The sequence below is a fragment of the Bacteroides sp. D55t1_190419_B8 genome (assembly GCF_015558905.1).
GTDB classification, from domain to species: domain Bacteria; phylum Bacteroidota; class Bacteroidia; order Bacteroidales; family Bacteroidaceae; genus Bacteroides; species Bacteroides vicugnae.
In genome coordinates this window covers 1-25182 of sequence record NZ_JADMOU010000024.1, presented here as the reverse complement: position 1 = coordinate 25182, position 25182 = coordinate 1, and the positions used below count along the sequence as shown (strand labels likewise).

23 protein-coding genes are annotated in these 25182 nt (G+C 42.7%); 20 read left to right on the top strand and 3 right to left on the bottom strand.

What is annotated here, in order from left to right; translation table 11 throughout:
• The first annotated feature begins 35 nt into the window (after window positions 1–35).
• The 5 genes from I2I13_RS17900 (at window position 36) to I2I13_RS17880 (ending at window position 6376) form a co-directional block, all read left to right on the top strand.
• Window positions 36–764 (top strand): cell division ATP-binding protein FtsE, encoded by a 729-nt coding sequence (locus I2I13_RS17900; protein WP_004304028.1) that lies wholly within the window; start codon window positions 36–38, stop codon window positions 762–764.
• A gap of 13 nt (window positions 765–777) precedes the next feature.
• Window positions 778–2097 carry an aspartate kinase gene (locus I2I13_RS17895; protein ID WP_099146807.1) on the top strand — a complete coding sequence of 440 codons (1320 nt, stop codon included), beginning with the start codon at window positions 778–780 and terminating at the stop codon, window positions 2095–2097.
• A 78-nt stretch (window positions 2098–2175) separates the two neighbouring features.
• Complete coding sequence (lysA, locus tag I2I13_RS17890; RefSeq protein ID WP_099146808.1) at window positions 2176–3336, top strand: diaminopimelate decarboxylase; 1161 nt, start codon at window positions 2176–2178, stop codon at window positions 3334–3336.
• Between the two features lie 141 nt (window positions 3337–3477).
• Window positions 3478–3957, top strand: a complete 480-nt coding sequence (locus I2I13_RS17885; protein WP_099146809.1) for a ferritin — start codon at window positions 3478–3480, stop codon at window positions 3955–3957.
• A 154-nt stretch (window positions 3958–4111) separates the two neighbouring features.
• Window positions 4112–6376 carry a sensor histidine kinase gene (locus tag I2I13_RS17880; protein WP_195650144.1) on the top strand — a complete coding sequence of 755 codons (2265 nt, stop codon included), beginning with the start codon at window positions 4112–4114 and terminating at the stop codon, window positions 6374–6376.
• A gap of 31 nt (window positions 6377–6407) precedes the next feature.
• On the opposite strand, the gene I2I13_RS17875 is transcribed toward I2I13_RS17880, so the two are convergent.
• The gene (locus I2I13_RS17875; RefSeq protein WP_149939683.1) at window positions 6408–6815 is read right to left on the bottom strand and encodes a DUF2721 domain-containing protein; all 408 of its coding nucleotides are present in this window, start codon (window positions 6813–6815) and stop codon (window positions 6408–6410) included.
• 170 nt (window positions 6816–6985) lie between these two features.
• Entirely contained in the window at window positions 6986–8179 is a 1194-nt protein-coding gene (gene kbl / locus I2I13_RS17870; protein WP_148364964.1) for a glycine C-acetyltransferase, read from the bottom strand.
• A 136-nt stretch (window positions 8180–8315) separates the two neighbouring features.
• Here kbl and I2I13_RS17865 point away from each other — a divergent pair, with 136 nt between their 5' ends.
• The 5 genes from I2I13_RS17865 (at window position 8316) to I2I13_RS17845 (ending at window position 13738) form a co-directional block, all read left to right on the top strand.
• Window positions 8316–9269, top strand: coding sequence for an NAD-dependent epimerase/dehydratase family protein (locus I2I13_RS17865; protein WP_148364965.1), 954 nt, complete (start codon window positions 8316–8318; stop codon window positions 9267–9269).
• Window positions 9269–10117 (top strand): DUF4348 domain-containing protein, encoded by an 849-nt coding sequence (locus I2I13_RS17860; RefSeq protein ID WP_195650143.1) that lies wholly within the window; start codon window positions 9269–9271, stop codon window positions 10115–10117. The genes I2I13_RS17865 and I2I13_RS17860 overlap by 1 nt, the downstream gene beginning before the upstream one ends.
• A 47-nt stretch (window positions 10118–10164) precedes the next feature.
• A complete protein-coding gene (gene murB, locus I2I13_RS17855; RefSeq protein WP_195650142.1) occupies window positions 10165–11157 on the top strand; it encodes a UDP-N-acetylmuramate dehydrogenase in 993 nt (330 codons plus the stop codon).
• A 158-nt stretch (window positions 11158–11315) separates the two neighbouring features.
• A complete protein-coding gene (locus tag I2I13_RS17850) occupies window positions 11316–12074 on the top strand; it encodes an MBL fold metallo-hydrolase (protein WP_148364968.1) in 759 nt (252 codons plus the stop codon).
• A gap of 83 nt (window positions 12075–12157) precedes the next feature.
• Window positions 12158–13738 (top strand): DUF3352 domain-containing protein, encoded by a 1581-nt coding sequence (locus I2I13_RS17845; RefSeq protein ID WP_195650141.1) that lies wholly within the window; start codon window positions 12158–12160, stop codon window positions 13736–13738.
• Between the two features lie 151 nt (window positions 13739–13889).
• Here the strand turns inward: I2I13_RS17845 and I2I13_RS17840 are convergent, their stop codons facing one another.
• Complete coding sequence (locus I2I13_RS17840; RefSeq protein ID WP_087318232.1) at window positions 13890–14264, bottom strand: DUF3127 domain-containing protein; 375 nt, start codon at window positions 14262–14264, stop codon at window positions 13890–13892.
• Window positions 14265–14417: 153 nt separating this feature from the next.
• On the opposite strand from I2I13_RS17840, the gene dnaN reads away from it, so the two are divergent.
• The 10 genes from dnaN to I2I13_RS17790 all read left to right on the top strand — a co-directional run bounded on the left by dnaN (window position 14418) and on the right by I2I13_RS17790 (window position 25039).
• The gene (dnaN, locus tag I2I13_RS17835) at window positions 14418–15542 is read left to right on the top strand and encodes a DNA polymerase III subunit beta (protein WP_004297029.1); all 1125 of its coding nucleotides are present in this window, start codon (window positions 14418–14420) and stop codon (window positions 15540–15542) included.
• A 111-nt stretch (window positions 15543–15653) separates the two neighbouring features.
• Window positions 15654–16433 carry a 3'-5' exonuclease gene (locus I2I13_RS17830; RefSeq protein WP_004316864.1) on the top strand — a complete coding sequence of 260 codons (780 nt, stop codon included), beginning with the start codon at window positions 15654–15656 and terminating at the stop codon, window positions 16431–16433.
• Window positions 16433–17641, top strand: coding sequence for a bifunctional phosphopantothenoylcysteine decarboxylase/phosphopantothenate--cysteine ligase CoaBC (gene coaBC / locus I2I13_RS17825; protein WP_148364970.1), 1209 nt, complete (start codon window positions 16433–16435; stop codon window positions 17639–17641). The genes I2I13_RS17830 and coaBC overlap by 1 nt, the downstream gene beginning before the upstream one ends.
• Before the next feature lie 32 nt (window positions 17642–17673).
• The gene (gene recN / locus I2I13_RS17820) at window positions 17674–19335 is read left to right on the top strand and encodes a DNA repair protein RecN (RefSeq protein ID WP_195650140.1); all 1662 of its coding nucleotides are present in this window, start codon (window positions 17674–17676) and stop codon (window positions 19333–19335) included.
• A gap of 41 nt (window positions 19336–19376) precedes the next feature.
• On the top strand, window positions 19377–20120 hold the full coding sequence (gene rlmB, locus I2I13_RS17815; RefSeq protein WP_148364972.1) for a 23S rRNA (guanosine(2251)-2'-O)-methyltransferase RlmB: 744 nt from the start codon (window positions 19377–19379) through the stop codon (window positions 20118–20120).
• A 1-nt stretch (window position 20121) separates the two neighbouring features.
• The gene (locus I2I13_RS17810) at window positions 20122–21828 is read left to right on the top strand and encodes a serine protease (protein ID WP_148364973.1); all 1707 of its coding nucleotides are present in this window, start codon (window positions 20122–20124) and stop codon (window positions 21826–21828) included.
• Between the two features lie 211 nt (window positions 21829–22039).
• On the top strand, window positions 22040–22351 hold the full coding sequence (locus I2I13_RS17805) for a nucleotidyltransferase domain-containing protein (RefSeq protein WP_148364974.1): 312 nt from the start codon (window positions 22040–22042) through the stop codon (window positions 22349–22351).
• Window positions 22348–22740: a HEPN domain-containing protein gene (locus I2I13_RS17800; RefSeq protein WP_148364975.1), complete on the top strand. Its 393-nt coding sequence runs from the start codon at window positions 22348–22350 to the stop codon at window positions 22738–22740. Before I2I13_RS17805 ends, I2I13_RS17800 begins: the two co-directional genes overlap by 4 nt.
• Before the next feature lie 400 nt (window positions 22741–23140).
• Window positions 23141–24085: a site-specific integrase gene (locus I2I13_RS17795; RefSeq protein WP_148364976.1), complete on the top strand. Its 945-nt coding sequence runs from the start codon at window positions 23141–23143 to the stop codon at window positions 24083–24085.
• 357 nt (window positions 24086–24442) lie between these two features.
• Complete coding sequence (locus tag I2I13_RS17790) at window positions 24443–25039, top strand: UpxY family transcription antiterminator (protein ID WP_195650139.1); 597 nt, start codon at window positions 24443–24445, stop codon at window positions 25037–25039.
• Window positions 25040–25182 lie beyond the last annotated feature (143 nt).

Sequence of the window (25182 nt, the reverse complement as noted above, 5' to 3'; positions counted from 1 at the left end):
AAAGATTAGAAATTAAAATTAAAACGGGAGTCGGCATGGATGACGGGGCGTTGATACAATATAAGAACGTAGAAATCCATCAACAGGAACTCTGTGTGCTAAGTGATGTAAATCTGGAATTGCACAAAGGAGAGTTTGTCTATTTGATCGGAAAAGTAGGCTCGGGAAAAACGAGTCTGCTCAAGACTCTTTATGGCGAACTGGACGTAATTGACGGTGAAGCGGAAGTGCTGGGCTATAATATGCGATCTATCAAACGTAAGCATATCCCGCAGCTGCGCCGCAAATTAGGCATTGTATTCCAGGATTTTCAGTTGCTTACAGACCGTACTGTATATAATAACCTGGAATTTGTGCTTCGTGCCACAGGCTGGAAAAACAAACAGGAGATACAGGATCGCATTGAAGAAGTGCTTCAACTGGTAGGAATGTCCAACAAAGGTTATAAACTTCCGAACGAACTTTCCGGTGGCGAACAGCAGCGCATTGTGATTGCACGTGCCGTACTCAATTCTCCGGCTATCATCCTGGCGGATGAACCTACCGGAAATCTGGATGTAGAGACAGGTAAAGCTATCGTTGAATTGTTGCACAATATCTGCGAATCCGGCTCATCGGTAGTGATGACGACGCACAATTTGCAACTGCTGAAAGATTATCCGGGCAGGGTATATCGTTGTGCCGACCATCAGATTGTAGATGTGACCGATGAATATATGCCCAGACAGAGAACAATAGAAATAGATTTAAATATAGATAACTAAAACAGTAACGAAAATGAAAGTTTTAAAGTTTGGAGGAACTTCCGTAGGTTCTGCTCAGCGCATGAAGGAAGTAGCCAAATTGATTACCGATGGTGAACAGAAGATTGTTGTTCTTTCTGCTATGTCAGGAACAACAAACACATTGGTGGAAATTTCGGACTATCTGTATAAGAAGAATCCGGAGGGTGCCAACGAGATTATTAATAAGCTGGAAGCAAAATATAAACAGCATATTGATGAGCTTTTTGCAACCCAGGAATATAAACAGAAAGGTCTTGAAGTTGTCAAATCCCACTTCGACTACATCCGCTCCTATACTAAAGACCTTTTCACTTTGTTCGAAGAGAAAGTGGTTTTGGCACAGGGAGAGCTTATTTCTACGGCGATGGTAAACTTCTACCTGCAGGAATGTGGTGTGAAGTCCGTGTTGCTTCCGGCTTTGGAATTCATGCGTACTGATAAGAATGCAGAACCGGACCCCGTATATATTAAGGATAAGTTACGTGCTCAACTCGATCTTTATCCGGATACGGAGATCTACATTACGCAAGGTTTCATCTGCCGCAATGCTTACGGTGAGATAGACAACCTGCAACGTGGTGGTAGCGACTACACCGCTTCTCTGATCGGCGCAGCAGTGAACGCTTCCGAAATCCAGATCTGGACAGATATCGACGGTATGCACAATAACGACCCGCGTATTGTTGACAAGACCGCTCCGGTGCGTCAGCTTCATTTTGAGGAGGCAGCCGAGTTGGCTTACTTCGGTGCAAAAATTCTGCACCCTACTTGTATCCAGCCGGCTAAATATGCCAATATCCCTGTCCGTTTGTTGAACACAATGGATCCGGAAGCTCCGGGTACACTAATCTCCAACGATACGGAAAAAGGTAAGATCAAGGCAGTAGCTGCAAAAGATAACATTACTGCTATCAAGATCAAATCCAGCCGCATGTTATTGGCTCACGGTTTCTTGCGTAAGGTGTTCGAAATCTTCGAAAGTTATCAGACATCCATCGATATGATCTGTACGTCAGAGGTCGGTGTATCTGTTACGATAGATAACACGAAACATCTTAATGAGATTCTGGATGACCTGAAGAAATACGGAACAGTAACCGTTGATAAAGGAATGTGTATCATCTGTGTTGTAGGTGACCTTGAATGGGAAAATGTCGGTTTTGAAGCAAAAGCACTCGATGCGATGCGTGATATACCGGTGCGAATGATTTCGTTTGGGGGAAGTAACTACAATATCTCCTTCCTCATTCGGGAGTGCGATAAGAAAGTAGCTTTACAATCGTTGAGCGATATGCTTTTCAACGGCAAGTAATTCCATAAATAACACGAGCGCTTTTACCGAACTGATAAAAGCGCTCTTTTTTAACCAACTAAACAAGTTTTTCGAATTATGAAGGGAATATTTCCAATCGATAAATTCCGCACTTTGCAGACACCTTTCTATTATTACGATACCAAAGTGCTGCGTGATACATTGTCGGCTATTAACCATGAGGTTGCCAAATATCCTAATTATTCAGTGCATTACGCTGTCAAAGCAAATGCCAACCCGAAAGTACTTACTATCATCCGTGAGAGCGGAATGGGAGTCGATTGTGTGAGCGGTGGAGAAATCCGCGCCGCTATCCGTGCAGGATTCCCGGCCAATAAAGTCGTTTTTGCAGGAGTAGGTAAAGCGGACTGGGAAATCAACCTCGGGCTGGAGTACGGAATCTTCTGTTTCAATGTAGAGTCTATTCCCGAACTGGAAGTAATCAATGAATTGGCTGCTGCTCAAAATAAGGTGGCTAATGTTGCTTTCCGTATCAATCCGGATGTAGGCGCACATACTCACGCAAATATCACTACCGGTTTGGCAGAAAACAAATTCGGTATCAGTATGCAGGATATGGACAAGGTGATAGATGTGGCACAGGAGATGAAAAACGTAAAGTTTATCGGCCTTCACTTCCACATTGGTTCGCAGATTCTGGATATGGGCGATTTTGTAGCTCTCTGTAATCGTGTTAATGAATTACAGGATAAATTGGAAGCTCGCAGAATTCTGGTAGAACATATTAACGTAGGAGGTGGTTTGGGTATTGACTATGGACATCCCAACCGTCAGGCTATCCCGAACTTCAAAGACTATTTTGCTACCTATGCCGGGCAACTGAAATTGCGTCCTTATCAGACGTTACATTTTGAATTGGGGCGTGCTGTTGTAGGACAGTGCGGTTCCTTAATTTCTAAAGTTCTGTATGTAAAACAAGGTGCTCGGAAGAAATTTGCCATCTTGGATGCTGGCATGACCGATCTTATCCGTCCGGCTCTGTATCAGGCATTCCATAAAATGGAAAATATTACTTCCGAAGAACCATTGGAAGCATACGACGTGGTAGGACCGATCTGTGAATCGTCGGATGTTTTCGGAAAAGCGATTGACCTGAACAAAGTGAAGCGTGGTGACTTGATAGCCCTTCGCTCTGCCGGTGCTTATGGTGAAATAATGGCTTCCGGATATAACTGCCGTGAACTGCCGAAAGGATATACCTCTGACGAACTGGTGTAAGTAAAAAGTGAACCGCTACAATCAAAGTGTGAATGTAGTTTAAAAATGTAGGGTGCGTGGAACAATTTTAACTGAAAGCTTGTTATTTTTGTAATGAGTTCAAAAAGAAACTACATTAACAACTTAATAAAAAATACGATTATGATTTCAGAAAAATTACAGAATGCAATTAACGAACAGATTACTGCTGAAATATGGTCTGCTAACCTGTATTTAGCAATGTCTTTCTATTTCGAGAGAGAAGGTTTCAGTGGATTTGCTCATTGGATGAAAAAGCAATCTCAAGAAGAAATGGGACATGCTTATGCCATGGCAGATTATATTATCAAGCGTGGAGGAGCTGCTAAAGTTGATAAAATAGATGTTGTTCCTAACGGATGGGGTACTCCTTTGGAAGTATTCGAACACGTTTACAAACATGAATGTCATGTTTCTCAATTGGTAGACAAGCTGGTAGACGTAGCTGCTGCTGAAAAGGATAAAGCGACACAGGATTTCTTGTGGGGATTTGTTCGTGAACAAGTAGAAGAAGAAGCTACAGCACAAGGCATTGTTGACAAGATCAAGAAAGCCGGTGATACCGGAATTTTCTTTGTAGACTCACAATTGGGACAGCGTTAATGATGCTACTCTGAAAATAGTTCTTTAATATATTATAGAAGCTGCCTGAATTCCAGTTCGGGCAGCTTCTTTTTTTTCACTTATTTGGCTTATGTTCGAAAATAAACTACCTTTGTATTACGAGTCAGAGAGAAATTAATCCCGGTTATTATAAATGAATGGTTTGAACAGAGGAATTGTAAGATTGCTCCTTTTATCTTTATTGCTCCTTTTAGGGGTGAGTAGTTGTTCTCAAAAAGAGGAACGACGTATTTTAGTTGTCCACTCTTATGAGGAAACTTATGCAGCTTATCCGGAATTTAACCGGATGATAGCGGAGCAATTTGAAAAAGAGAAAATTGATGCTGATATTCGTACCGTTTATTTAGACTGTGAATCTTATTGGGAGGAACCGGAACTGGAACGGATGCGCTTTCTAGTTGATTCCGTTTCGAGAGACTGGCGACCGGAAGTGATTCTGGTGAATGAAGACCAAGCCACTTATTCATTGATGAAATGTGGAATTCAGTTGGCGAAAGAAGTGCCTGTGGTTTTTGGTGGTGTCAATTATCCGAATTGGGGATTGTTGAAACATCATCCCAACGTGACAGGTTTTCATGACAAGATAGCCTTTAATGAGAATATCAGTGTGGCAAAAGAGCTCTTCGGTGAGCACGTCCGTTTGTTTACCATGCTCGACACTACCTATATCGACAAACAAATCAGAAGAGATGCAAAGGAGCAGTTTAAAGGATGTAAAGTGACCGGATTCATAGATAATCCTGAACTTTCTCCGGAAGAACAGATACGTTTGGTGCAGGAAGAAGGTTATACCCGCTTCATGGCTATTCCTTTGCGTAATGCCAGAAATCATTCGGATGCCACTTTTATGTGGGTTTTAAACAGGAGCTACCGCGACCAATGTTATATTCAGTTGAAACGTGATTACACCACTATTAATATTGGAAGCATCTGCGGTAGTCCCAGTCTGACAGCCATTAATGAAGCCTTTGGGTTTGGTGAGAAGTTGTTGGGTGGATACATCACTTCGCTACCTATTCAGGTAGAAGAAGAAGTGAAAACTGCCGTTCGCATATTACATGGTACAAGCCCCTCGGATATACCCATTGTTGAAAGTCGGAAAGAGTATGCCGTAGACTGGAATACAATGAAACAAATTGGCTTGGGCAAGGAAAGTATTCCTGCAAAATATAGCATTATTAATATTCCGTTCAGAGACAAGTATCCATTTCTTTGGGGAACTTTAGTCGCTTCACTAATTCTTTTCCTGACATTTCTTTTTGCTTCGCTTTGGTGGTTATACCTTCGGGAACAGACGAGAAAAAAACAGGCGCTTATAGCATTGGCTGATGAAAAAGAAACATTGTCATTAGCTATTGAGGGTGGAATGACGTATGCTTGGAGATTGGATAACGGTTGTTTTGTTTTTGAAGATGCATTCTGGTCGTCGCAAGGGCTGAATCCTAGACAACTTTCGTTTAAGGAATTCATGAGCTTTATTCATCCCGATCATTGGGAAGGAGTGAAGTTCAACTGGCAAAATCTGAAAACAGCCCAAAAGAAAGTAGTACGGGAGCTTTGTAACTTCGACGGTAAAGGATATCAGTGGTGGGAGTTCCGTTATACTACTAAACAGCTACCGGGTGGCGAATATAAAACAGCAGGTTTGCTGCTCAACATACAAGATATAAAGGATCGTGAAGAGGAACTGGAAGCTGCGCGCTTGCTCGCTGAAAAGGCAGAATTGAAACAATCCTTCCTGGCAAATATGAGCCATGAGATACGTACTCCGCTTAATTCGATTGTTGGTTTTGCCAATATTCTGGCATTGGAAGATGGGTTGAGTTCCGTAGAACGCGAAGAATACATCGGTACCATTAACAAGAACAGCGAGTTGTTGCTCAAACTGATTAACGATATTCTGGAGCTTTCCCGTATCGAATCAGGCTATATGTCTTTCTCATTCAAGAAATGTAGGGTGAGAGAGCTGATTGATGACATTTATATGACTCACCAGGTATTGATTGCCCCACGTCTGGAATTCCTGAAAGAAGTGGATAATATACCTTTGGAGATTAATGTGGATAGGGAGCGTTTGATACAAGTTCTAACAAACTTCTTGAATAACGCCAGTAAGTTTACGGAAACCGGGTATATCAAATTAGGGTATATTTATCTACCGGATGAAGGTAACGTGCGGATTTATGTAGAAGATACCGGAAAGGGTATTCCACGTGAAGAACAACGGATGATTTTTAGCCGTTTTTACAAACAGAACGAATTCTCACAGGGAGCAGGATTGGGACTTTCTATTTGTCAGGTGATTATAGAAAAGTTGGGTGGAAGGATTGAACTCAAATCCGAAGTAGGCAAGGGAAGTCGCTTTACGGTCATCCTTCCTTGCCGGGTAGTGTCTTGATAAAAACTAATGGAAGGGAATGCCAACCGTATTATTTCTTGTTTTTCCCTTTCTCCATTGTTCCCAGGTAAATCTCCAGTGAACGGGTGGAAATCTGTATTTCGCGGAAAGATACGCCTAGAGAAGCTATCAACAGAATCAGTGCCAGTCCGAATACGTAAGCGGAAAATAATTGCAGTCCGATATAAATAAGAAACATACTGACTACGCAGAGAAAAAGGCTTGCAATACCCAGTCCTTGCATTGTACGGGTCAGATTCAACCGTTTCCGTAAATTCTCGATTTGAGCTTCAGTGATATCCGAAGGGTTTTCCACGTAGCGGTCACGTAGTTGGCGTACAAGTTGGGCATACGATAAGAAACGGTTGGTATAAGCTAGTAAAATCAATGAAACTGCCGAGAAAAGCAGGGTAGGAGTAGTGAGGGTTAATTCTTCCATAATCTTTTTATAGTTAAGCAGCGGTTCAAAATTCATTAAATAAAAGAGATTTTTTAGGCACGGATTACACGGATTTCACGGTTTTTAGAAATATGCTTGCATAAAGCAACAGCGTAATCCGTGTAATCCGTGCCTAAAAATGGATTCTGCAAGGAAACCTTGCTTCGGAGTTATTCCGTTTTCAATACGTTAAGCTCTTTACCTACCTTGATAAAGGCAGCGATACACTTGTCAAGATGTGCTTTTTCGTGTCCTGCAGAAATCTGTACACGGATGCGGGCCTGATCTTTCGGCACTACCGGATAGTAGAAACCTGTCACATAGATCCCTTCTTCCTGCATGCGTGCAGCATAAATTTGAGACAGTTTCGCATCATACAGCATTACCGCACAAATAGCACTTTGTGTCGGTTTAATATCAAATCCGGCAGCCGTCATCTTATCACGGAAGTAGTTTACATTTTCAACCAACTTGTCATGCAGTGCATTGCTCTCTTTCAGCATCTTGAAAACTTCAAGACTTGCACCGATGATACCCGGAGCCAATGAATTGGAGAACAAATACGGGCGGCTGCGTTGACGGAGTAAATCAATGATTTCTTTGCGTCCGGTGGTAAATCCTCCCAGTGCACCGCCGAAAGCCTTACCCAACGTTCCTGTGTAAATATCTACACGTCCGTGAGTCTTATACAACTCGCTTACGCCATGACCAGTGGCACCTACCACACCGGCAGAGTGAGATTCGTCCACCATTACCAACGCATCGTATTTCTCGGCAAGATCACAAATCTGATCCATCGGAGCTACATTGCCGTCCATTGAGAACACACCGTCCGTAACAATAATACGGAAGCGTTGTGCCTGCGCTTCTTGCAGACATCTTTCCAAGTCTTTCATGTCAGCATTGGCATAACGGTAACGTTTCGCTTTGCAAAGACGTACCCCGTCAATGATAGAAGCGTGGTTTAGCGAATCCGAGATAATGGCATCCTCTTCGGAGAAAAGCGGTTCGAATACACCGCCGTTAGCATCGAAGCAGGCAGCATACAGAATCGTGTCTTCAGTCTGGAAATAGTCCGAGATAGCAGCTTCCAGTTCTTTGTGTATATCTTGTGTTCCACAAATGAAACGGACAGACGACATTCCGTATCCACGGTTATTCATCATTTCCTGTGAAGCCTTGATTAATCGGGGATGATTGGACAATCCTAGATAGTTGTTTGCGCAGAAGTTTAATACTTCCTTACCTTTTACAGTGATGGCAGCTTGCTGCGCACTTTCAATCAGTCGTTCTTCTTTATAAAGTCCGGCTTCCTTGATTTCAGCCAATGTTTGGCGGAGATATTCTTGCATTTTACCGTACATAGTGTTTGGGTGATTAAGTTATATTGCAAAGGACACAATTTTTCTTGGAATAACAATGTCTTTTTGATTAAAATCTGAAAAAAAAGTGCTTACTTTGCGCACTATTTAAGCTTGATATTCTAAGTCAGAAGAAAAAATGGAACACATTTTGATTATTGGAGCTACCGGACAGATAGGGTCGGAGCTAACGATGGAGCTACGGAAACGTTACGGAAATGCAAATGTAGTAGCAGGTTATATTCCGGGTGCAGAACCTAAAGGGGAATTAAAGGAGTCGGGACCGTCGGCAATTGCTGATGTAACAGATGGCGATGCAATTGCATCTGTAGTAAAAGAGTATCACATTGATACGATTTATAATTTGGCTGCTCTGTTGTCCGTAGTTGCCGAGTCGAAACCCAAGTTGGCTTGGAAAATAGGCATCGACGGATTGTGGAATGTGCTGGAAGTGGCACGTGAACAAGGGTGCGCAGTGTTTACTCCGAGTTCTATCGGTTCGTTTGGAGCTAGTACGCCTCACACGAAAACACCGCAGGACACCATTCAGCGTCCGCGTACCATGTATGGAGTCACTAAAGTAACGACAGAGTTATTGAGTGATTACTATTTTAATAAATACGGTGTCGATACCCGTGCTGTCCGTTTCCCGGGCATTATTTCGAATGTGACCCCTCCGGGAGGAGGTACGACTGATTATGCTGTCGATATTTACTACTCGGCAGTGAAAGGAGAAAAGTTTGTGTGCCCCATTAAGCAAGGCACTTTAATGGATATGATGTACATGCCGGATGCGCTGAACGCAGCAATTACGCTGATGGAAGCCGATCCGGCAAGATTGATACACCGCAATGCTTTCAATATCGCTTCCATGAGTTTCGACCCGGAAACGATATATCAGGCTATCAAGAAGCATGTGCCGCAGTTTGAGATGATCTATGATATAGATCCTCTGAAACAGCGTATAGCCGATAGCTGGCCCGATAGCCTGGACGATACCTGCGCTCGTGAAGAGTGGGGATGGAAGCCGGCCTACAATTTGGAAAGCATGACGGTAGATATGCTTGAAAAGTTAAGAGAGAAACTGAAATAATGAAAAAACTAATTGCAGGGGTCATACTGCTCGGTATATTGAGCTCTTGTGGAAACAGGAAAACAAATATTGACCCTTTCGCATCTATTACTAAAGAGGTGGATTCAATCCGGCAGATAGCCGATTCTAGCCACCATGATAAATCGCCGGAAGATCCGCAGCCTATACAGGCAGATGAATCTTTCGATGATTTTATTTACAATTTTGCTTCCGATGAAGTGTTACAGCGTCAGCGTGTGAAATTTCCATTGCCCTACTACAATGGAGATAAGAAATCAAACATCGAGGAACGCAACTGGAAGCATGATGACTTGTTTACCAAGCAGCATTATTATACTCTGCTGTTTGATAGAGAAGAAGACATGGATTTAGTAGGAGATACCTCCCTCACTTCTGTGCAGGTAGAGTGGATGTTCGTGAAAACGCGAATGGTGAAAAGATACTATTTTGAACGTATCAAAGGTGCATGGATGCTGGAGGCAATCAACCTGCGGCCTATTGAGCAAAGTGATAATGAGAACTTTGTTGAGTTTTTCGGACATTTTGCAACGGATAGTCTTTTTCAGAGTCAGCGTGTGAGGGATCCGTTAGCTTTTGTAACCAGCGATCCGGACGATGATTTCTCCATTTTGGAGACAACCCTCGATCTTAATCAGTGGTTTGCCTTCAAACCGGTACTTCCTGTCGACCGCCTTTCTAATATTAATTACGGACAGCGGAATGGCGATGATTCGCCCACGAAAATTCTGGCGTTGAAAGGTATCGGCAATGGTTTTTCCAATATCCTTTATTTCCGCCGGAAAGCCGGAGAATGGGAATTGTATAAGTTTGAAGATACAAGTATCTGATACGGGTTACGACGCACTATAACAGTATAACTTATAACTAGAAATATATGTATTCTCTTTTGCCCTACAATACATTCGGCATCGATGTCAGTGCCGCTCGTTTTTTAGAATATTCTTCGGTTGAAGAACTGAAGAAGCTGATTGTGCAAGGTGCCGTTGTGACACCTTTTTTGCATATTGGTGGCGGCAGTAACCTGCTGTTTACCAAAGATTACGACGGATTGATACTCCATTCCCGCATTGAAGGAATCGAAGTGACGGAAGAAGATGAACACTCTGTATCGGTACGAGTGGGAGCGGGGGTAGTATGGGACGACTTCGTTGCATATTGCGTAGAACATGGATGGTATGGAACGGAGAATCTGTCGCTCATTCCCGGTGAAGTGGGAGCGAGTGCGGTACAAAACATTGGAGCTTATGGCGTTGAAGTGAAAGATCTGATAACAGCGGTGGAAACAGTGAACATTCAAGCTGAAGAACGCGTTTATTCGGTGGAAGAGTGTGGGTATACCTACCGTAACAGTATTTTTAAACGTCCGGAAAACAAGTCGGCTTTTGTCACCTATGTCCGTTTCCGGCTTAGTAAAAAAGAATATTATACGTTAGATTATGGAACCATTCGTCAGGAGCTTGAAAAATATCCGGCATTGACGCTTTCTGTTGTACGGAAAGTGATAATTGAGATTCGTGAGAGCAAGTTGCCCGACCCGAAAGTAATGGGTAATGCCGGCAGCTTCTTTATGAATCCCATTGTGCCGAAAGAAAAACTGGAAGCCTTGCAGCAGGAATATCCCCGGATACCATACTATGAGCTGTCAGACGGTCGGGTGAAAATCCCGGCAGGATGGATGATCGATCAATGCGGCTGGAAAGGTAAGGCTTTAGGTCCGGCTGCCGTGCATGATAAACAAGCACTGGTATTAGTGAATCTTGGTGGAGCAAAAGGTAGCGATATCCTTGCGCTTTCAGATGCAGTTCGAACCTCTGTTCGTGAGAAGTTCGGTATTGATATCCACCCGGAAGTTAACTTAATAAATTGAGAAGTAAAAATTGAGAATGAAGAATAGCTATATGAATAATGAAAAGTGTTCAGGTGTAGAAATACTCTATAACCTTTCTTTTTTTCGTTCTCAATTCCAAATTTCTCATTCTCAACTATTATTTTTTAATTTTCAATTTTCAATTCTCAATTAAACAAGTGAAAGTAAGAATCATTGGAAGTGGAACATCGACGGGAGTACCCCAAATCGGCTGTACATGTCCGGTTTGTACTTCTGCCGATCCGAAAGATAACCGATTGCGTGCATCTGCTATTGTCGAGACAGATGATGCGCGGATTTTGATAGATTGCGGTCCGGATTTCCGGACACAGGTATTGCATCTTCCTTTTGAGAAGATAGATGGTGTGCTCATTACGCATGAACATTATGACCATGTGGGCGGGTTGGACGATTTACGTCCGTTTTGCCGGTTTGGTTCAGTGCCTATTTATGCGGAAAATTATGTGGCGCAAGGCTTGCGTTTGCGTATGCCCTATTGCTTTGTCGACCATCGTTATCCAGGCGTTCCCGACATTCCTTTGCAGGAAATTTCTGTGGGGCAGGCCTTTTCTGTTAACCACACGGAGGTGCTTCCTTTACGTGTGATGCATGGGCGATTGCCTATTTTGGGATATCGTATCGGGCAATTAGGTTATATCACTGATATGTTGACCATGCCCGAAGAATCTTATGAACAATTGGCGGGAATAGATGTTTTGGTAGTGAATGCACTTCGGATTGCCTCGCATCCTACCCATCAGAATCTGGAAGAAGCATTGGCAGTGGCACGGCGCATTCAAGCAAAGAAGACGTACTTTATACACATGAGTCATGATATGGGCTTACATGCGGAGGTTGAAAAGAGCCTTCCGGAAAATATTCACCTGGCATTCGACGGATTGGATATCTATCTTTGATTATCGGTGAAAATTTTAGCAAAAGTTTTGTTTTCTTTGTAGAAATTATTATTTTTGCACCTAGCCGATAAACAGCGAATATTATGAAACTTCGTACGATAGTGAAAATAGCGATCACGTCTTCTGTTGTACTTTTGTGCTCAGGTTTCGCATTGTACTCTTTTTTTAGACTGTCGGCGGCCGAAGGGCAGAAGGATTTTAATCTTTATGAACTGGTTCCGTCCACCACTTCAGCCGTGTTTGTTACTGATGATGTGCTCGAATTTGTAGCGGAGGTCGATGATCTGACTTGTAGTAAAAATCAGCAATATCTTTATGTGTCCAAACTTTTTTCTTATCTGAAACAAAGCCTTTATGCCCTCTCGGAAGATACTCCTCATGGTTTGAGCCGGCAAATGAGTCAGATGCTGATTAGTTTCCATGAACCGGATAACGAACGGAACCAGATACTTTATTGCAGATTGGGAAATGGGGATAAGGAGTTGGTAAACAAGTTTGTGCGTAAATATATATCTTCGCTTTATCCGCCGAAAACATTTGCTTACAAAGGAGAGGAAATAATCATTTACCCGATGGCGGATGGTGATTTTCTTGCCTGCTATCTGACGTCTGACTTTATGGCATTAAGTTTTCAAAAAAAACTGATTGAAAACGTTATTGATGCATATAAGAGTGGCAAATCGTTGGCGGATGATCCTACCTTTACAGGGGTGCGTGCTCCGAAAAAAAGTGCAGCGGCCGCCACAATCTATACCCGTATGAAAGGGATGATGGGATGGACGGAATTTGATATGAAGATGAAAGATGATTTTATCTATTTCTCCGGCATTACTCACGATGCGGATACTTGCTTTGCATTTATAAACCAGCTTCGCCAACAGCAATCAGTCAAAGGCTTCCCGGGTGAGGCACTGCCTTCTACTGCTTTCTATTTTAGCAGACAGGGGATTGCGGACTGGACATCTTTGCTTTCTTATGGAAATGCGCAGGAGCAGAATGAGACGGTTCGCACGAGCGAAGTGCAGAATAGAGATAAAGAATTTTCTCGCTATCTGATGGAAAATGCCGGACAGGACTTGGTTGCCTGTCTCTTTCTGCGTGAAGATACGTTACAGGATCAGGATGCGGCGGCAGTCTTGAGCCTGTCTGTGGCAGATGTGACGGAGGCTGAAAGAATGCTTCGTACCCTTGTCAATACTGCTCCGGCAGATGAAGGAAGAAAAACTTCCCGAATTACTTTTTGTTATACTGTAAATAAGGCATACTTGGTCTATCGGTTGCCTCAAACAACCTTGTTTAAACAACTGACCGGTTTCGTAGAGCCGACTTTGGATATGTATGCGGCATTTTATGGTGGACGCTTGTTGCTTGCTCCGGATGAGAACAGTCTGTCGCATTATATTCGTCAATTGGATAAAGGTGAAGTGCTCAATGGTGCAATAGCTTATCAGACGGGTATGGATCACTTGTCTGATTCGTACCATTTTATGTTGATGGCAGATTTCGACCACGTATTCCGGCAATCGGAAAATTATGTCCGTTTCATACCGGATTTCTTTCTGCATAATGCCGGCTTCTTCCGTAATTTTACACTCTTTGTCCAGTTTGCCTGTACGGACGGAGTAGTATATCCCAATATTATTTTGAAATATAAATCAGAATAAAAATTACGGTTTATATACAATTGTTTATCTCTATGGTTTTGGAGCGGATTATCTGTATGAATAAAAATATCTTCAATTATAAAAAAAACTCCCGATAGGATTATCCCGTCGAGAGTTTTTATGCTTATGCGTCGGATGAATGACTTTCAGTTTAGAATGGCAGATCGTCTTTTGCATCACCCGGAGTAAATTCGGGCATAGCCGATGGAGCCGGGGGAGGAACGGGAGAACCAGAAGCCATTGGAGCACCTGCACTGACGCGCTCTACTTTCCATGCGCGGATACTGTTGAACCAACGGTCATTCCATTGGCGGGCGTCAACGTCGAATGATACGGTCAGTTCTTCACCCATTTGAATGTTAAATTGCTCGATTTTGTCTGCACCAAATACGTCGAAACACATTTTGCGCGGATATTGATCATGGTTTTCAATAACGTACTCTTGTGATTTCCACTCGTTGCCGCTAGTTTTTGAAACTCCGCCTCTCGGGGGGAGGATAGCGATGATTTTTCCTGTAAATTCCATTGCGATAATTTTAAATTCTGCGGCGAAGTTACAATTTTTTAGTAATATCCCTCACACAATGCCTGTTTTTTTCTTTTGTTTTATTGGGCAGCCCAAATCTTTTTTCGTAACTTTGTGCGATAGAACATTTAAAACTTAAATACACGAAAATATATGAAATTTATCGTTTCAAGTACTGCTCTTTCCAGCCATTTACAGGCCATCAGCCGTGTGATTAATTCAAAAAATGCGCTGCCAATTCTCGATTGTTTCCTCTTCGAATTGGAAGACGGAACATTGTCTGTGACTGTATCCGACAGTGAAACAACGATGGTGACTACCGTAGAAGTGAATGAAAGCGATACGAACGGGCGTTTTGCCGTAGTAGCGAAAACATTGCTTGATGCACTGAAAGAAATCCCGGAACAACCACTCACATTCGAAATCAATCCGGATAATTATGAAATAACAGTGCAGTACCAGAACGGAAAATACAGCCTGATGGGGCAGAATGCGGATGAATTTCCGCAATCGGCTACATTGGGTGATAATGCAGTCCGTGTAGAGATGGAAGCAAGTGTACTTCTGGGAGGTATCAACCGTTCGGTGTTTGCTACTGCCGATGACGAACTTCGTCCGGTGATGAACGGTATTTATTTCGATATTACTACAGAAGATATTACAATGGTTGCTTCAGATGGTCATAAACTGGTGCGTTGCAAGACATTGGCAGCCAAAGGTAACGAGCGTGCAGCTTTCATCCTTCCGAAGAAACCGGCTACGTTGCTTAAAAATCTTTTGCCGAAAGAACAAGGTACAGTGACGATCGAATTCGATGAACGCAACGCTGTATTCATGCTCGAAAGCTACCGGATGGTTTGTCGTCTGATTGAAGGACGTTACCCGAACTACAACTCGGTAATTCCGCAGAACAACCCGCACAAAGTCACCGTAGACCGCCAGCAGTTGGTAGGAGCTTTGCGTCGTGTGTCTATCTTCTCGTCGCAGGCAAGTAGCTTGATAAAACTTCGTATGCAGGAAAACCAGATTGTGATTTCCGCACAAGATATTGACTTCTCTACTTCTGCTGAAGAAACACAAGTTTGCCAGTATGCAGGTGCAGCAATGAGCATCGGTTTCAAATCGACATTCCTCATTGACATCCTGAACAACATTTCAGCAGACGAAGTAGTCATCGAACTGGCGGATCCTTCACGTGCCGGAGTAATCATCCCGGTAGAGCAGGAAGAAAACGAAGACCTGCTGATGCTGCTGATGCCGATGATGCTAAATGATTAATGTTAATTCACCACAGAGGACGCAGAGGACACAGAGGATAAATTTGAATATTTGTTAAATAACCCTCTGTGTCCTCTGCGTCCTCTGTGGTGACCCAATAAAAAAATAGAAATGAAATTAAACCTGAAAAATCCCATTGTTTTTTTTGATTTAGAAACAACCGGAACCAATATCAACACAGACCGAATTGTTGAAATCTGCTATCTGAAAGTATATCCGAATGGAAATGAAGAAGCAAAAACATTACGTATCAACCCTGAAATGCATATCCCGGAAGCATCTTCTGCTATACATGGCATTTATGATGCCGACGTAGCCGATTGTCCAACTTTCAAAGAAGTGGCGAAAAACATAGCCAGGGACATTGAAGGTTGCGATTTGGCAGGATTTAATTCCAATCGTTTTGATATTCCTGTCCTTGCCGAAGAGTTCCTTCGCGCCGGAGTGGACATTGATATGACGAAACGCAAATTTGTAGACGTACAGGTGATCTTCCACAAAATGGAACAACGCACCCTGTCTGCTGCCTATAAATTCTATTGCGACAAGAATCTGGAAGATGCACACACTGCCGAAGCAGATACACGGGCCACTTACGAAGTGCTGAAAGCACAGCTCGACCGTTACTCCGATCTTCAGAATGATATTGCGTTCCTGGCAGATTATTCAAGTTTCAGCAAGAATGTAGACTTTGCCGGACGCATGGTGTACGATGATAATGGAGTGGAAGTATTCAACTTCGGAAAATATAAAGGAATGTCTGTAGCCGAGGTTTTGAAGAAAGATCCCGGATATTACAGTTGGATTTTGAATAGTGATTTCACGCTGAACACTAAGGCGGCATTGACAAAAATCCGTTTGCGTGAAATGAGTAATTTGATTACAAAATAATGCTAAAAGGAAAAAAAATAATTCTTGGAATTACCGGCAGTATTGCCGCGTATAAGGCGTGCTATATCATTCGCGGACTGATAAAACAAGGAGCGGAAGTGCAAGTTGTCATTACTCCGGCGGGAAAAGAATTTATTACTCCCATCACTCTTTCGGCTTTGACCAGCAAACCGGTCATCAGTGAGTTTTTTGCTCAGCGTGACGGAACGTGGAATAGCCACGTCGATCTCGGACTGTGGGCGGATGCTGTACTGATTGCACCTGCCACCGCCTCTACTATCGGCAAAATGGCAAATGGAATAGCCGACAATATGCTCATAACAACTTATCTTTCGGCAAAAGCTCCCGTGTTTGTTGCTCCGGCAATGGACCTCGATATGTTTGCCCATCCCGCCACCCAGAAAAATCTGGATATATTGCGTTCCTACGGTAATCACATTATCGAGCCGGGAACAGGAGAGTTAGCCAGCCACTTGGTGGGAAAGGGACGTATGGAAGAGCCGGAAAATATTATCCGGGTATTGGATGAATTTTTCGCTTCGAGTGACGAACTATCCGGAAAGAAAGTGATGATTACAGCCGGACCGACTTACGAAAAGATTGACCCGGTGCGTTTCATAGGCAATTATTCTTCCGGAAAGATGGGATTCGCATTAGCAGAAGAATGTGCCCGTCGCGGGGCGCAGGTGACATTGATAACAGGTCCTGTGCAGCTCAAAACGCAACATTCCCGTATCCGGCGTGTAGATGTGGAATCAGCAGAAGAAATGTATGCGGCTTCACAGATCTATTTTCCAGATGCTGATGCAGGTATTCTTTGCGCGGCAGTAGCCGACTATCGTCCGGAAACAGTGGCCGACAAGAAGATTAAGCGGGAGAAAGAAGAGGAACTAACCCTCCATCTTCAGGCAACACAAGACATCGCTGCCAATTTAGGAGCACTAAAAAGGAAAAATCAGTTATTGGTTGGCTTTGCCCTCGAAACCAATAATGAGCAGCAGAATGCCGAAGGAAAGCTCGAACGCAAAAATTTCGACTTTATCGTGCTCAACTCGTTGAATGACGCTGGCGCCGGTTTCCGCCATGATACCAATAAAATAAGTATCATCGACAGGAAAGGTCGTACAGACTATCCCCTGAAACCGAAAATAGAAGTAGCCCAGGACATCATCGACCGTCTGGTAGCCACCCTATCTTCGAATTTTTAATTTTCAATTCTCAATTTTTAATTAAATATAAGGTGTTACGTTCACTATACATTCAGAATTATGCATTGATAGAAAAACTGGATATCAGTTTTGAAACAGGCTTTTCCGTTATAACAGGTGAAACGGGAGCCGGAAAATCAATTATTCTGGGAGCTATCGGACTCCTGCTAGGACAGCGTGCCGATGTGAAAGCGATTCGCCACGGAGCTTCCAAATGTATCATAGAGGCACGTTTCGATCTATCTGCCTATGGTATGCGTCCGTTTTTCGAAGAAAACGAGCTGGAATATGATGAAGAGTGCATTTTGCGTCGTGAGGTACAAGCTTCCGGTAAGAGCAGGGCATTCATCAACGATACTCCTGCTTCGCTGTCACAAGTGAAAGAGCTGGGCGAACAGTTGATAGATGTACATTCGCAACATCAGAATTTATTGCTCAATAAAGAAGGATTCCAGTTGAATGTGCTTGATATTCTGGCACATAATGATGCAGCATTGGAGAAATACCATCTGTATTATGATGAATGGAAACGGACAGACCGCGAACTGGCTGAATTAGTGTCGCTGGCAGAGAAAAGCCGCTCCGATGAAGATTATATCCGCTTCCAACTCGAACAGCTCGAAGAAGCCTGTTTGGTGGAAGGTGAGCAGGAAGAACTGGAGCAGGAAGCTGAAACATTAAGTTATGCAGAAGAGATAAAAGCCGGACTTTACCGGGTGGAACAGTCGTTTGCTTCGGATGAAGGCGGATTGCTTTCTTACCTGAAAGATAGCCTGAATACGCTGAATAATCTGCAAAGAGTATATCAGCCGGCCAAGGAACTTACCGAACGTATGGAGAGTGCTTATATCGAACTGAAAGATATTTCGCACGAAGTCTCTTTACAAAGTGACTCCGTTGAATTCAATCCGGTCCGTCTGGACGAAGTGAATGAACGGTTGAATCTGATTTATTCCTTACAGCAGAAACATCGGGCACAAACCCTTGGCGAATTGATAGCGCTAACGGATGAATACCGCAGCAAATTGTCGGACATCACTTCCTATGATGAGCGTATTGCCGAACTGACTGCTCGTAAAGAGGAACAATATAAACAAGTGAAACAACAGGCGGAAGTGTTGACCAAGGCCCGTGCGAAAGCTGCGCGTGAAGTAGAAAAACAACTGGCCGCCCGGTTGATTCCATTAGGAATGCCGAATGTTCGTTTCCTGATCGAAATGGGACTGAAAAAAGAGCCGGGATTGCAAGGAGAAGATACAGTCAACTTCCTGTTTTCCGCCAATAAGAACGGCACTTTGCAGAATATCTCTTCCGTAGCTTCAGGAGGTGAAATTGCCCGTGTCATGCTTTCCATCAAGGCAATGATTGCCGGAGCCGTCAAGCTGCCGACCATCGTATTTGATGAAATAGATACCGGAGTCTCCGGTGAAATAGCCGACCGTATGGCGGACATGATGCAGGAAATGGGCGACCGCAACCGTCAGGTAATCAGTATTACCCACCTGCCACAGATTGCTGCCCGTGGGCGTGCTCATTATAAGGTATACAAAAAAGACAGCGATACGGAAACCAACAGCCATATTCGCCGTCTCACTGACGAAGAACGGGTAGAGGAAATAGCTCACATGCTTAGCGGCGCCACTCTTACCGAAGCTGCCCTTAGCAATGCCAAATCCCTGCTTGCCCGCAACTGATAAATAGTGAATAGTAAATAGTAAAATAGTAAATCAACCAGATGTTAGATAAAAGTGAAATGATTTTCGGCGTTCGTGCCGTGATAGAAGCCATTCAGGCTGGAAAAGAGATAGATAAGATCCTCGTGAAGAAAGATATTCAAAGTGATCTTTCCAAGGAGCTTTTTGCAGCTTTGAAAGGTACGCTGATACCTGTTCAGCGTGTTCCGGTAGAACGTATCAACCGTATAACCCGTAAAAATCATCAGGGCGTGATCGCTTTCATTTCTTCTGTGACTTATCAGAAAGCGGAGGATCTTGTTCCTTTCTTGTTTGAGCAAGGAAAAAATCCGTTTTTTGTTATGCTCGACGGAGTGACCGATGTACGCAATTTCGGGGCAATTGCACGTACCTGCGAATGTGCAGCTGTCGATGCTGTGATTATTCCTGTTCGAGGCAGTGCGTCAGTCAATGCTGATGCCGTGAAAACGTCGGCAGGAGCGCTACATACTCTTCCTGTATGCCGTGAACAGAACCTCCGTTCGACTCTGCAATATCTGAAAGACAGTGGTTTCCGCATTGTGGCTGCTACCGAAAAGGGGGATTATGACTATACCAAAGCTGATTATACAGGTCCTCTCTGCATCATAATGGGAGCGGAAGATACAGGAGTTTCTTATGAAAACCTTGCCCTCTGTGATGAATGGGTGAAAATTCCGATGCTGGGCACCATCGAATCCCTGAATGTCTCTGTAGCTGCCGGTATCCTGATTTACGAAGCTGTGAAACAAAGAAACAATGACTGATATGAAGAAGATTTTAATTCTACCTTTGCTGCTTTTCTTCCTGGTACAAGGAAGCATGGCACAAACCCCAAAATGGGTAGAGAAGGCAAAACGTGCAGTCTTCTCAATAGTGACTTATGACAAGAATGATAAAATGCTGAATACGGGAAACGGATTCTTTGTGTCCGAAGACGGATTGGCTTTATCAGATTATACTCTTTTTAAAGGAGCCGAACGTGCGGTGGTGATTACTTCCGAAGGCAAACAGATGCCGGTCAGCCTGATACTTGGAGCGAATGACATGTATGATGTTATTAAGTTCCGTGTGGCTATCACCGAGAAGAAAGTGCCTGCGCTGATCATTGCCAAAACAGCCCCGGTGGCAGGAGCCGAAGCGTGGATGCTTCCTTATTCTACGCAGAAAAGCATTGCTTGTGTCAATGGTAAGGTGAAAGATGTTTCCAAAGTAGCCGGCGAATACCATTATTATACATTGAGTATGCAGATGAAAGATAAGATGGTGAGCTGCCCGGTGATGAATGCGGAAGGTCAGGTATTTGGTATTGCGCAGAAATCATCCGGTATCGATACGGTGACTACTTGCTATGCGGCGGGAGCTGCTTTTGCCATGTCGCAGAAAATCAGTGCCCTTTCTTTGGGAGACGCTGCCTTGAAAAGCATTGGTATTCGGAAAGGTTTACCCGAAACGGAAGATCAGGCATTAGTATATCTGTTTATGGCCTCTTCGAGCCTCTCGGGCGAGGACTATGAAAAGCTGTTGGACGATTTCATCCGCCAGTTCCCTGCCAATGCAGATGGTTATCTCCGTCGTGCCAATTATTATGCATCTAAAGGTAAAGACGACCAGACCTGGTATGATAAAGCCGTTGCCGACTTTAATCAGGCACTGAAAGTAGCCCAGAAGAAAGATGACGTATATTATAATATAGGTAAGCTGATGTATGCTTATCAATTATCGAAGCCGGAGAAAACTTACAAAGACTGGACGTATGACACCGCTTTGAAGAATGTCCGTCAGGCAATCGCTATTGATCCGCTGCCAATTTACACTCAAATGGAAGGCGATATACTGTTTGCCCAACAAGACTATGCCGGTGCTTTGGCTGCTTATGAAAAGGTAAATGCCAGCAATATTGCTTCTCCGGCCACTTTCTTTAGTGCTGCCAAAACGAAGGAACTGTTGAAAGGGGATCCGAAAGAAGTGGTAGCCTTAATGGATAGCTGTATTGCCCGTTGCCCGCAACCGATTACGGCCGACTTTGCTCCATACTTGTTGGAGCGTGCGCAGATGAATATGAATGCCGGTCAGGCGCGAAATGCAATGCTCGATTATGATGCTTACCATACGGCAGTCAAAGGAGAAGTGAACGACGTGTTCTATTATTATCGCGAACAGGCAGCTTTGAAAGCCCGTCAGTTTCAACGCGCTTTAGACGATATTGCCAAGGCCATCGAGATGAATCCGACAGACCTCACCTATCAGGCAGAGCATGCGGTTGTAAACCTCCGTGTAGGACGGTATGAAGAAGCCATTCAGATTTTGAATAATATATTGAAGACTGATCCCAAATATGGTGAGGCTTACCGTTTATTGGGACTTTGCCAGATACAGCTGAAGAAGACAGATGAAGCTTGCGGCAACTTTAAGAAAGCGAAAGAATTGGGTGATCCGAATGTCGATGAGCTGATTACAAAATACTGCAAGTAAATTATGAAATCCCCCATGCTACAACGATCTGTGGTATGGGGGATTTTTAACTCCTTATTCTTGTTTTGTTTTATCGGCCTATCGCATTGTAATGTGAATCGGAATGTTTATATTTGCATTTACTTGAAAGATTACGGTGGTAATCATTACGGTCGTAATCTTTTGAGTATTGATAGATTTTTTTTTGTATATATAATGTAAGAGGGAAGGTATGAAACGTACGAAAATCATAAAAGCAATACAGAAAGCCTTGCAAGGTATGACACCAATTGTAGAGGTGAAACTCTATGGCTCGGAAGCAAGAGGAGACGCGCGGCCTGATTCGGATATTGATTTGTTGATATTGGTGGATAAGGAAGAACTTTCGACAGAAGATGAGTTGAATATTACTGATCCTCTTTATAAAATAGAGCTGGAAACTGGTATTTTAATCAATCCATTCATTTTGCCTAAAAAGATATGGGGGAAAGTAGTGACTCCTTTTTATGAAAATGTAATGAAGGAGGGAATCGCGTTGTTATGACAGATGAAGAAAGAAATGCTATTGTGCGATATCGGATGGAAAATGCAAGGCGTACTTTGAACGAAATAGCAGATCATTGTGAGAGAGGATATTGGAATACTGCGATTAATAGAATGTATTATGCTTGTTTTTATGCTGCAAGTGCATTGTTAGTGGCAAATAAGATTGTTGTCAAATCACATGAAGGAGTACGTCAAATGTTGGGAAAGCATTTTGTTCTTACTGGACAATTATCTGTTGGAATGGGTAAATTCTATACCTTAATTTTTAATAAACGTTCTTCTGGAGATTATGAGGATTTCATCAATCATAATCAGAAAACAGTGGACGAACTTTATCCTTATGCATTGACGTTTATAAATTCAATTGATGAGTTATTGAAAAAGTAAACTAAATTGTTGATCTTTTATGAATGAGCAATAAATGCAGTAACTTCAAAACCTTTGAATCGTAAAAATAAATCCCTGCCAACTCGAAAATTGGCAGGGATTCCTCGTTTTTGGGGACGTTGTATAAAAAACTCTCTCTCTTTTTTTATTTTCCCCACTTCACTTGTTAAGCTCAGGTTGTAGGTTTTAATGATATTATGGTTTGATTTCTCTTTTTTCCTCTGTTATAAGTTAAATGCACGGTTATTGAAAATACTGCATGTCTTCACTTATTTTTTTTAGAAATAAATTGAAAATCCATCTAAAATAGTGAGTAAATTAAAAATTGTGGTTCATTTTATCTATAATCTTACTATATTCCGCACGTTTTTAATAACACGTATGAGATAAGTTATAATTTATGGAAAAAAATCGATTTACTATTTGTGCAAACAATTACATTGATTGTTTGCGACAAGAGGGTCGTTATTCTACGGCCCATGTGTATAAACACGCTATTCGTTCTTTTTCGCAGTTTTGTGGAACTCAATCCATCACGTTTAGTAAGATAAACCGTGAAACTCTAAAGAGGTATAGCAACTACCTGATGGCTTCCCGTTTGAAGCCCAATACGATTTCTACGTATATGCGTATGCTGCGTAGTATCTACAATCGTGGTGTCGATATGCATCAAGCTCCTTATGTGCATGGTTTGTTCCGGGATGTTTTTACCGGGGTAGACACACGTCAGAAGAAAGCTATCCCGATCGGCGAACTTCACATGCTATTAAACAAAGATCCTCAATCGGAAAAGCTTCGCCGGACGCAAGCCATTGCCAATCTGTTATTTCAGTTTTGTGGAATGCCTTTTTCTGATTTAGCCCATTTGGAAAAGTCCAATTTGGAGCGGGGACTTTTAAAGTACAATCGCATCAAGACCGGTACTCCTATGAGCATAGAAGTGTTAGAGTCAGCGCAGAATGCAATTGGGGGACTGTATAATAAATCAGATGCCCGGAGTTCCGATTATCCTGATTATCTTTTCCGGATATTAAGCGGAGCGTACAAGCGGAATGAAGAAGGAGCCTATCGTGAGTATCAGTCAGCTTTGAGACGTTTTAATAATGAGTTGAAAAGCCTGTCCAGAAAATTAAGGCTACATTCGCCCGTCACGTCGTATACGCTTCGTCATTCTTGGGCTACGACTGCCAAGTACAGAGGTGTACCTATCGAAATGATTAGCGAATCACTAGGACACAAATCTATTAAAACAACACAGATATATTTAAAGGGTTTCGAATTGGAAGAAAGAACAAAAGTGAATAAATTGAATTATTCTTACGTTTGTAATTTTAAAATGTTCTGATTAGTATTATTAAAGCATTATGGATTAGGGACTTAGTGCTAGTGTTACTTCTTAGGTAACGGAAATATATTCGCTACAAAGATAGGTAAAAATATTAATAGCAAACAAACAAAAAACTTCTTTTTTTCCTTTTTCTCTAAAATATGCAACATGAATCTATCTGAACATGAAGGATAACATCTTCATGCTCAAAGACTTTTTATTACCTAAATTCAAGAATGCTTTATATTGAATGTTAGGTACCTGCTTTTATATTCCCTCATAATCGATTTTTTATCTTTTTCCACAACGATGTGTATTCTAAATGTGTGTTGTCCGTTACCTAAGAAGTAACGGAATAACATGGGGTAAAAAAATATGATTTTAACGAAACCGAAATCAGTAAATGCCGGGCCTAGTAGTGGGACAGGGGAAGGCGTAGCACACTCAAAACGTTGGTATGTAGCACTTGTTCGAATGCATCATGAGAAGAAAGTTGCCGAACGTTTATCTAAAATGGGAATTGATTCTTTTGTTCCCGTTCAGCAGCAAATTCATCAATGGAGCGACCGTCGTAAGATGGTTAATACAGTCTTACTCCCAATGATGGTTTTTGTACATGTCAATCCAAAAGAACGTATGGAAGTTCTTTCATTTTCTACGGTCAGCCGTTATATGGTGATGCGTGGAGAGAGTACTCCTGCCGTTATTCCTGACGAGCAGATGGCACGTTTCCGTTTTATGCTCGATTATTCCGAAGAAGCAGTCTGTATGAATGATACTCCACTGGCGCGTGGTGAGAAAGTTCGTGTCATAAAAGGTCCTTTGAGCGGGCTTGTCGGCGAACTTGTGACTGTAGCCGGAAAGAGTAAGATTGCCGTTCGTTTAAATATGCTTGGCTGTGCTTGTGTCGATATGCCAATCGGTTATGTAGAACCCACAAAGATTACCAATGACGATACTAAAAAACTTTAACGTATTTCTATTCATTCTGCTGTTGGGAGTTTGTTTTCCCTTAATGGCTCAAAATATGAGCGACTCCCAAGTTCTTGAATATGTCAAGGACGGCATCCGCCAGGGTAAAGAACAAAAGCAACTAGCCTCCGAACTGGCACGCA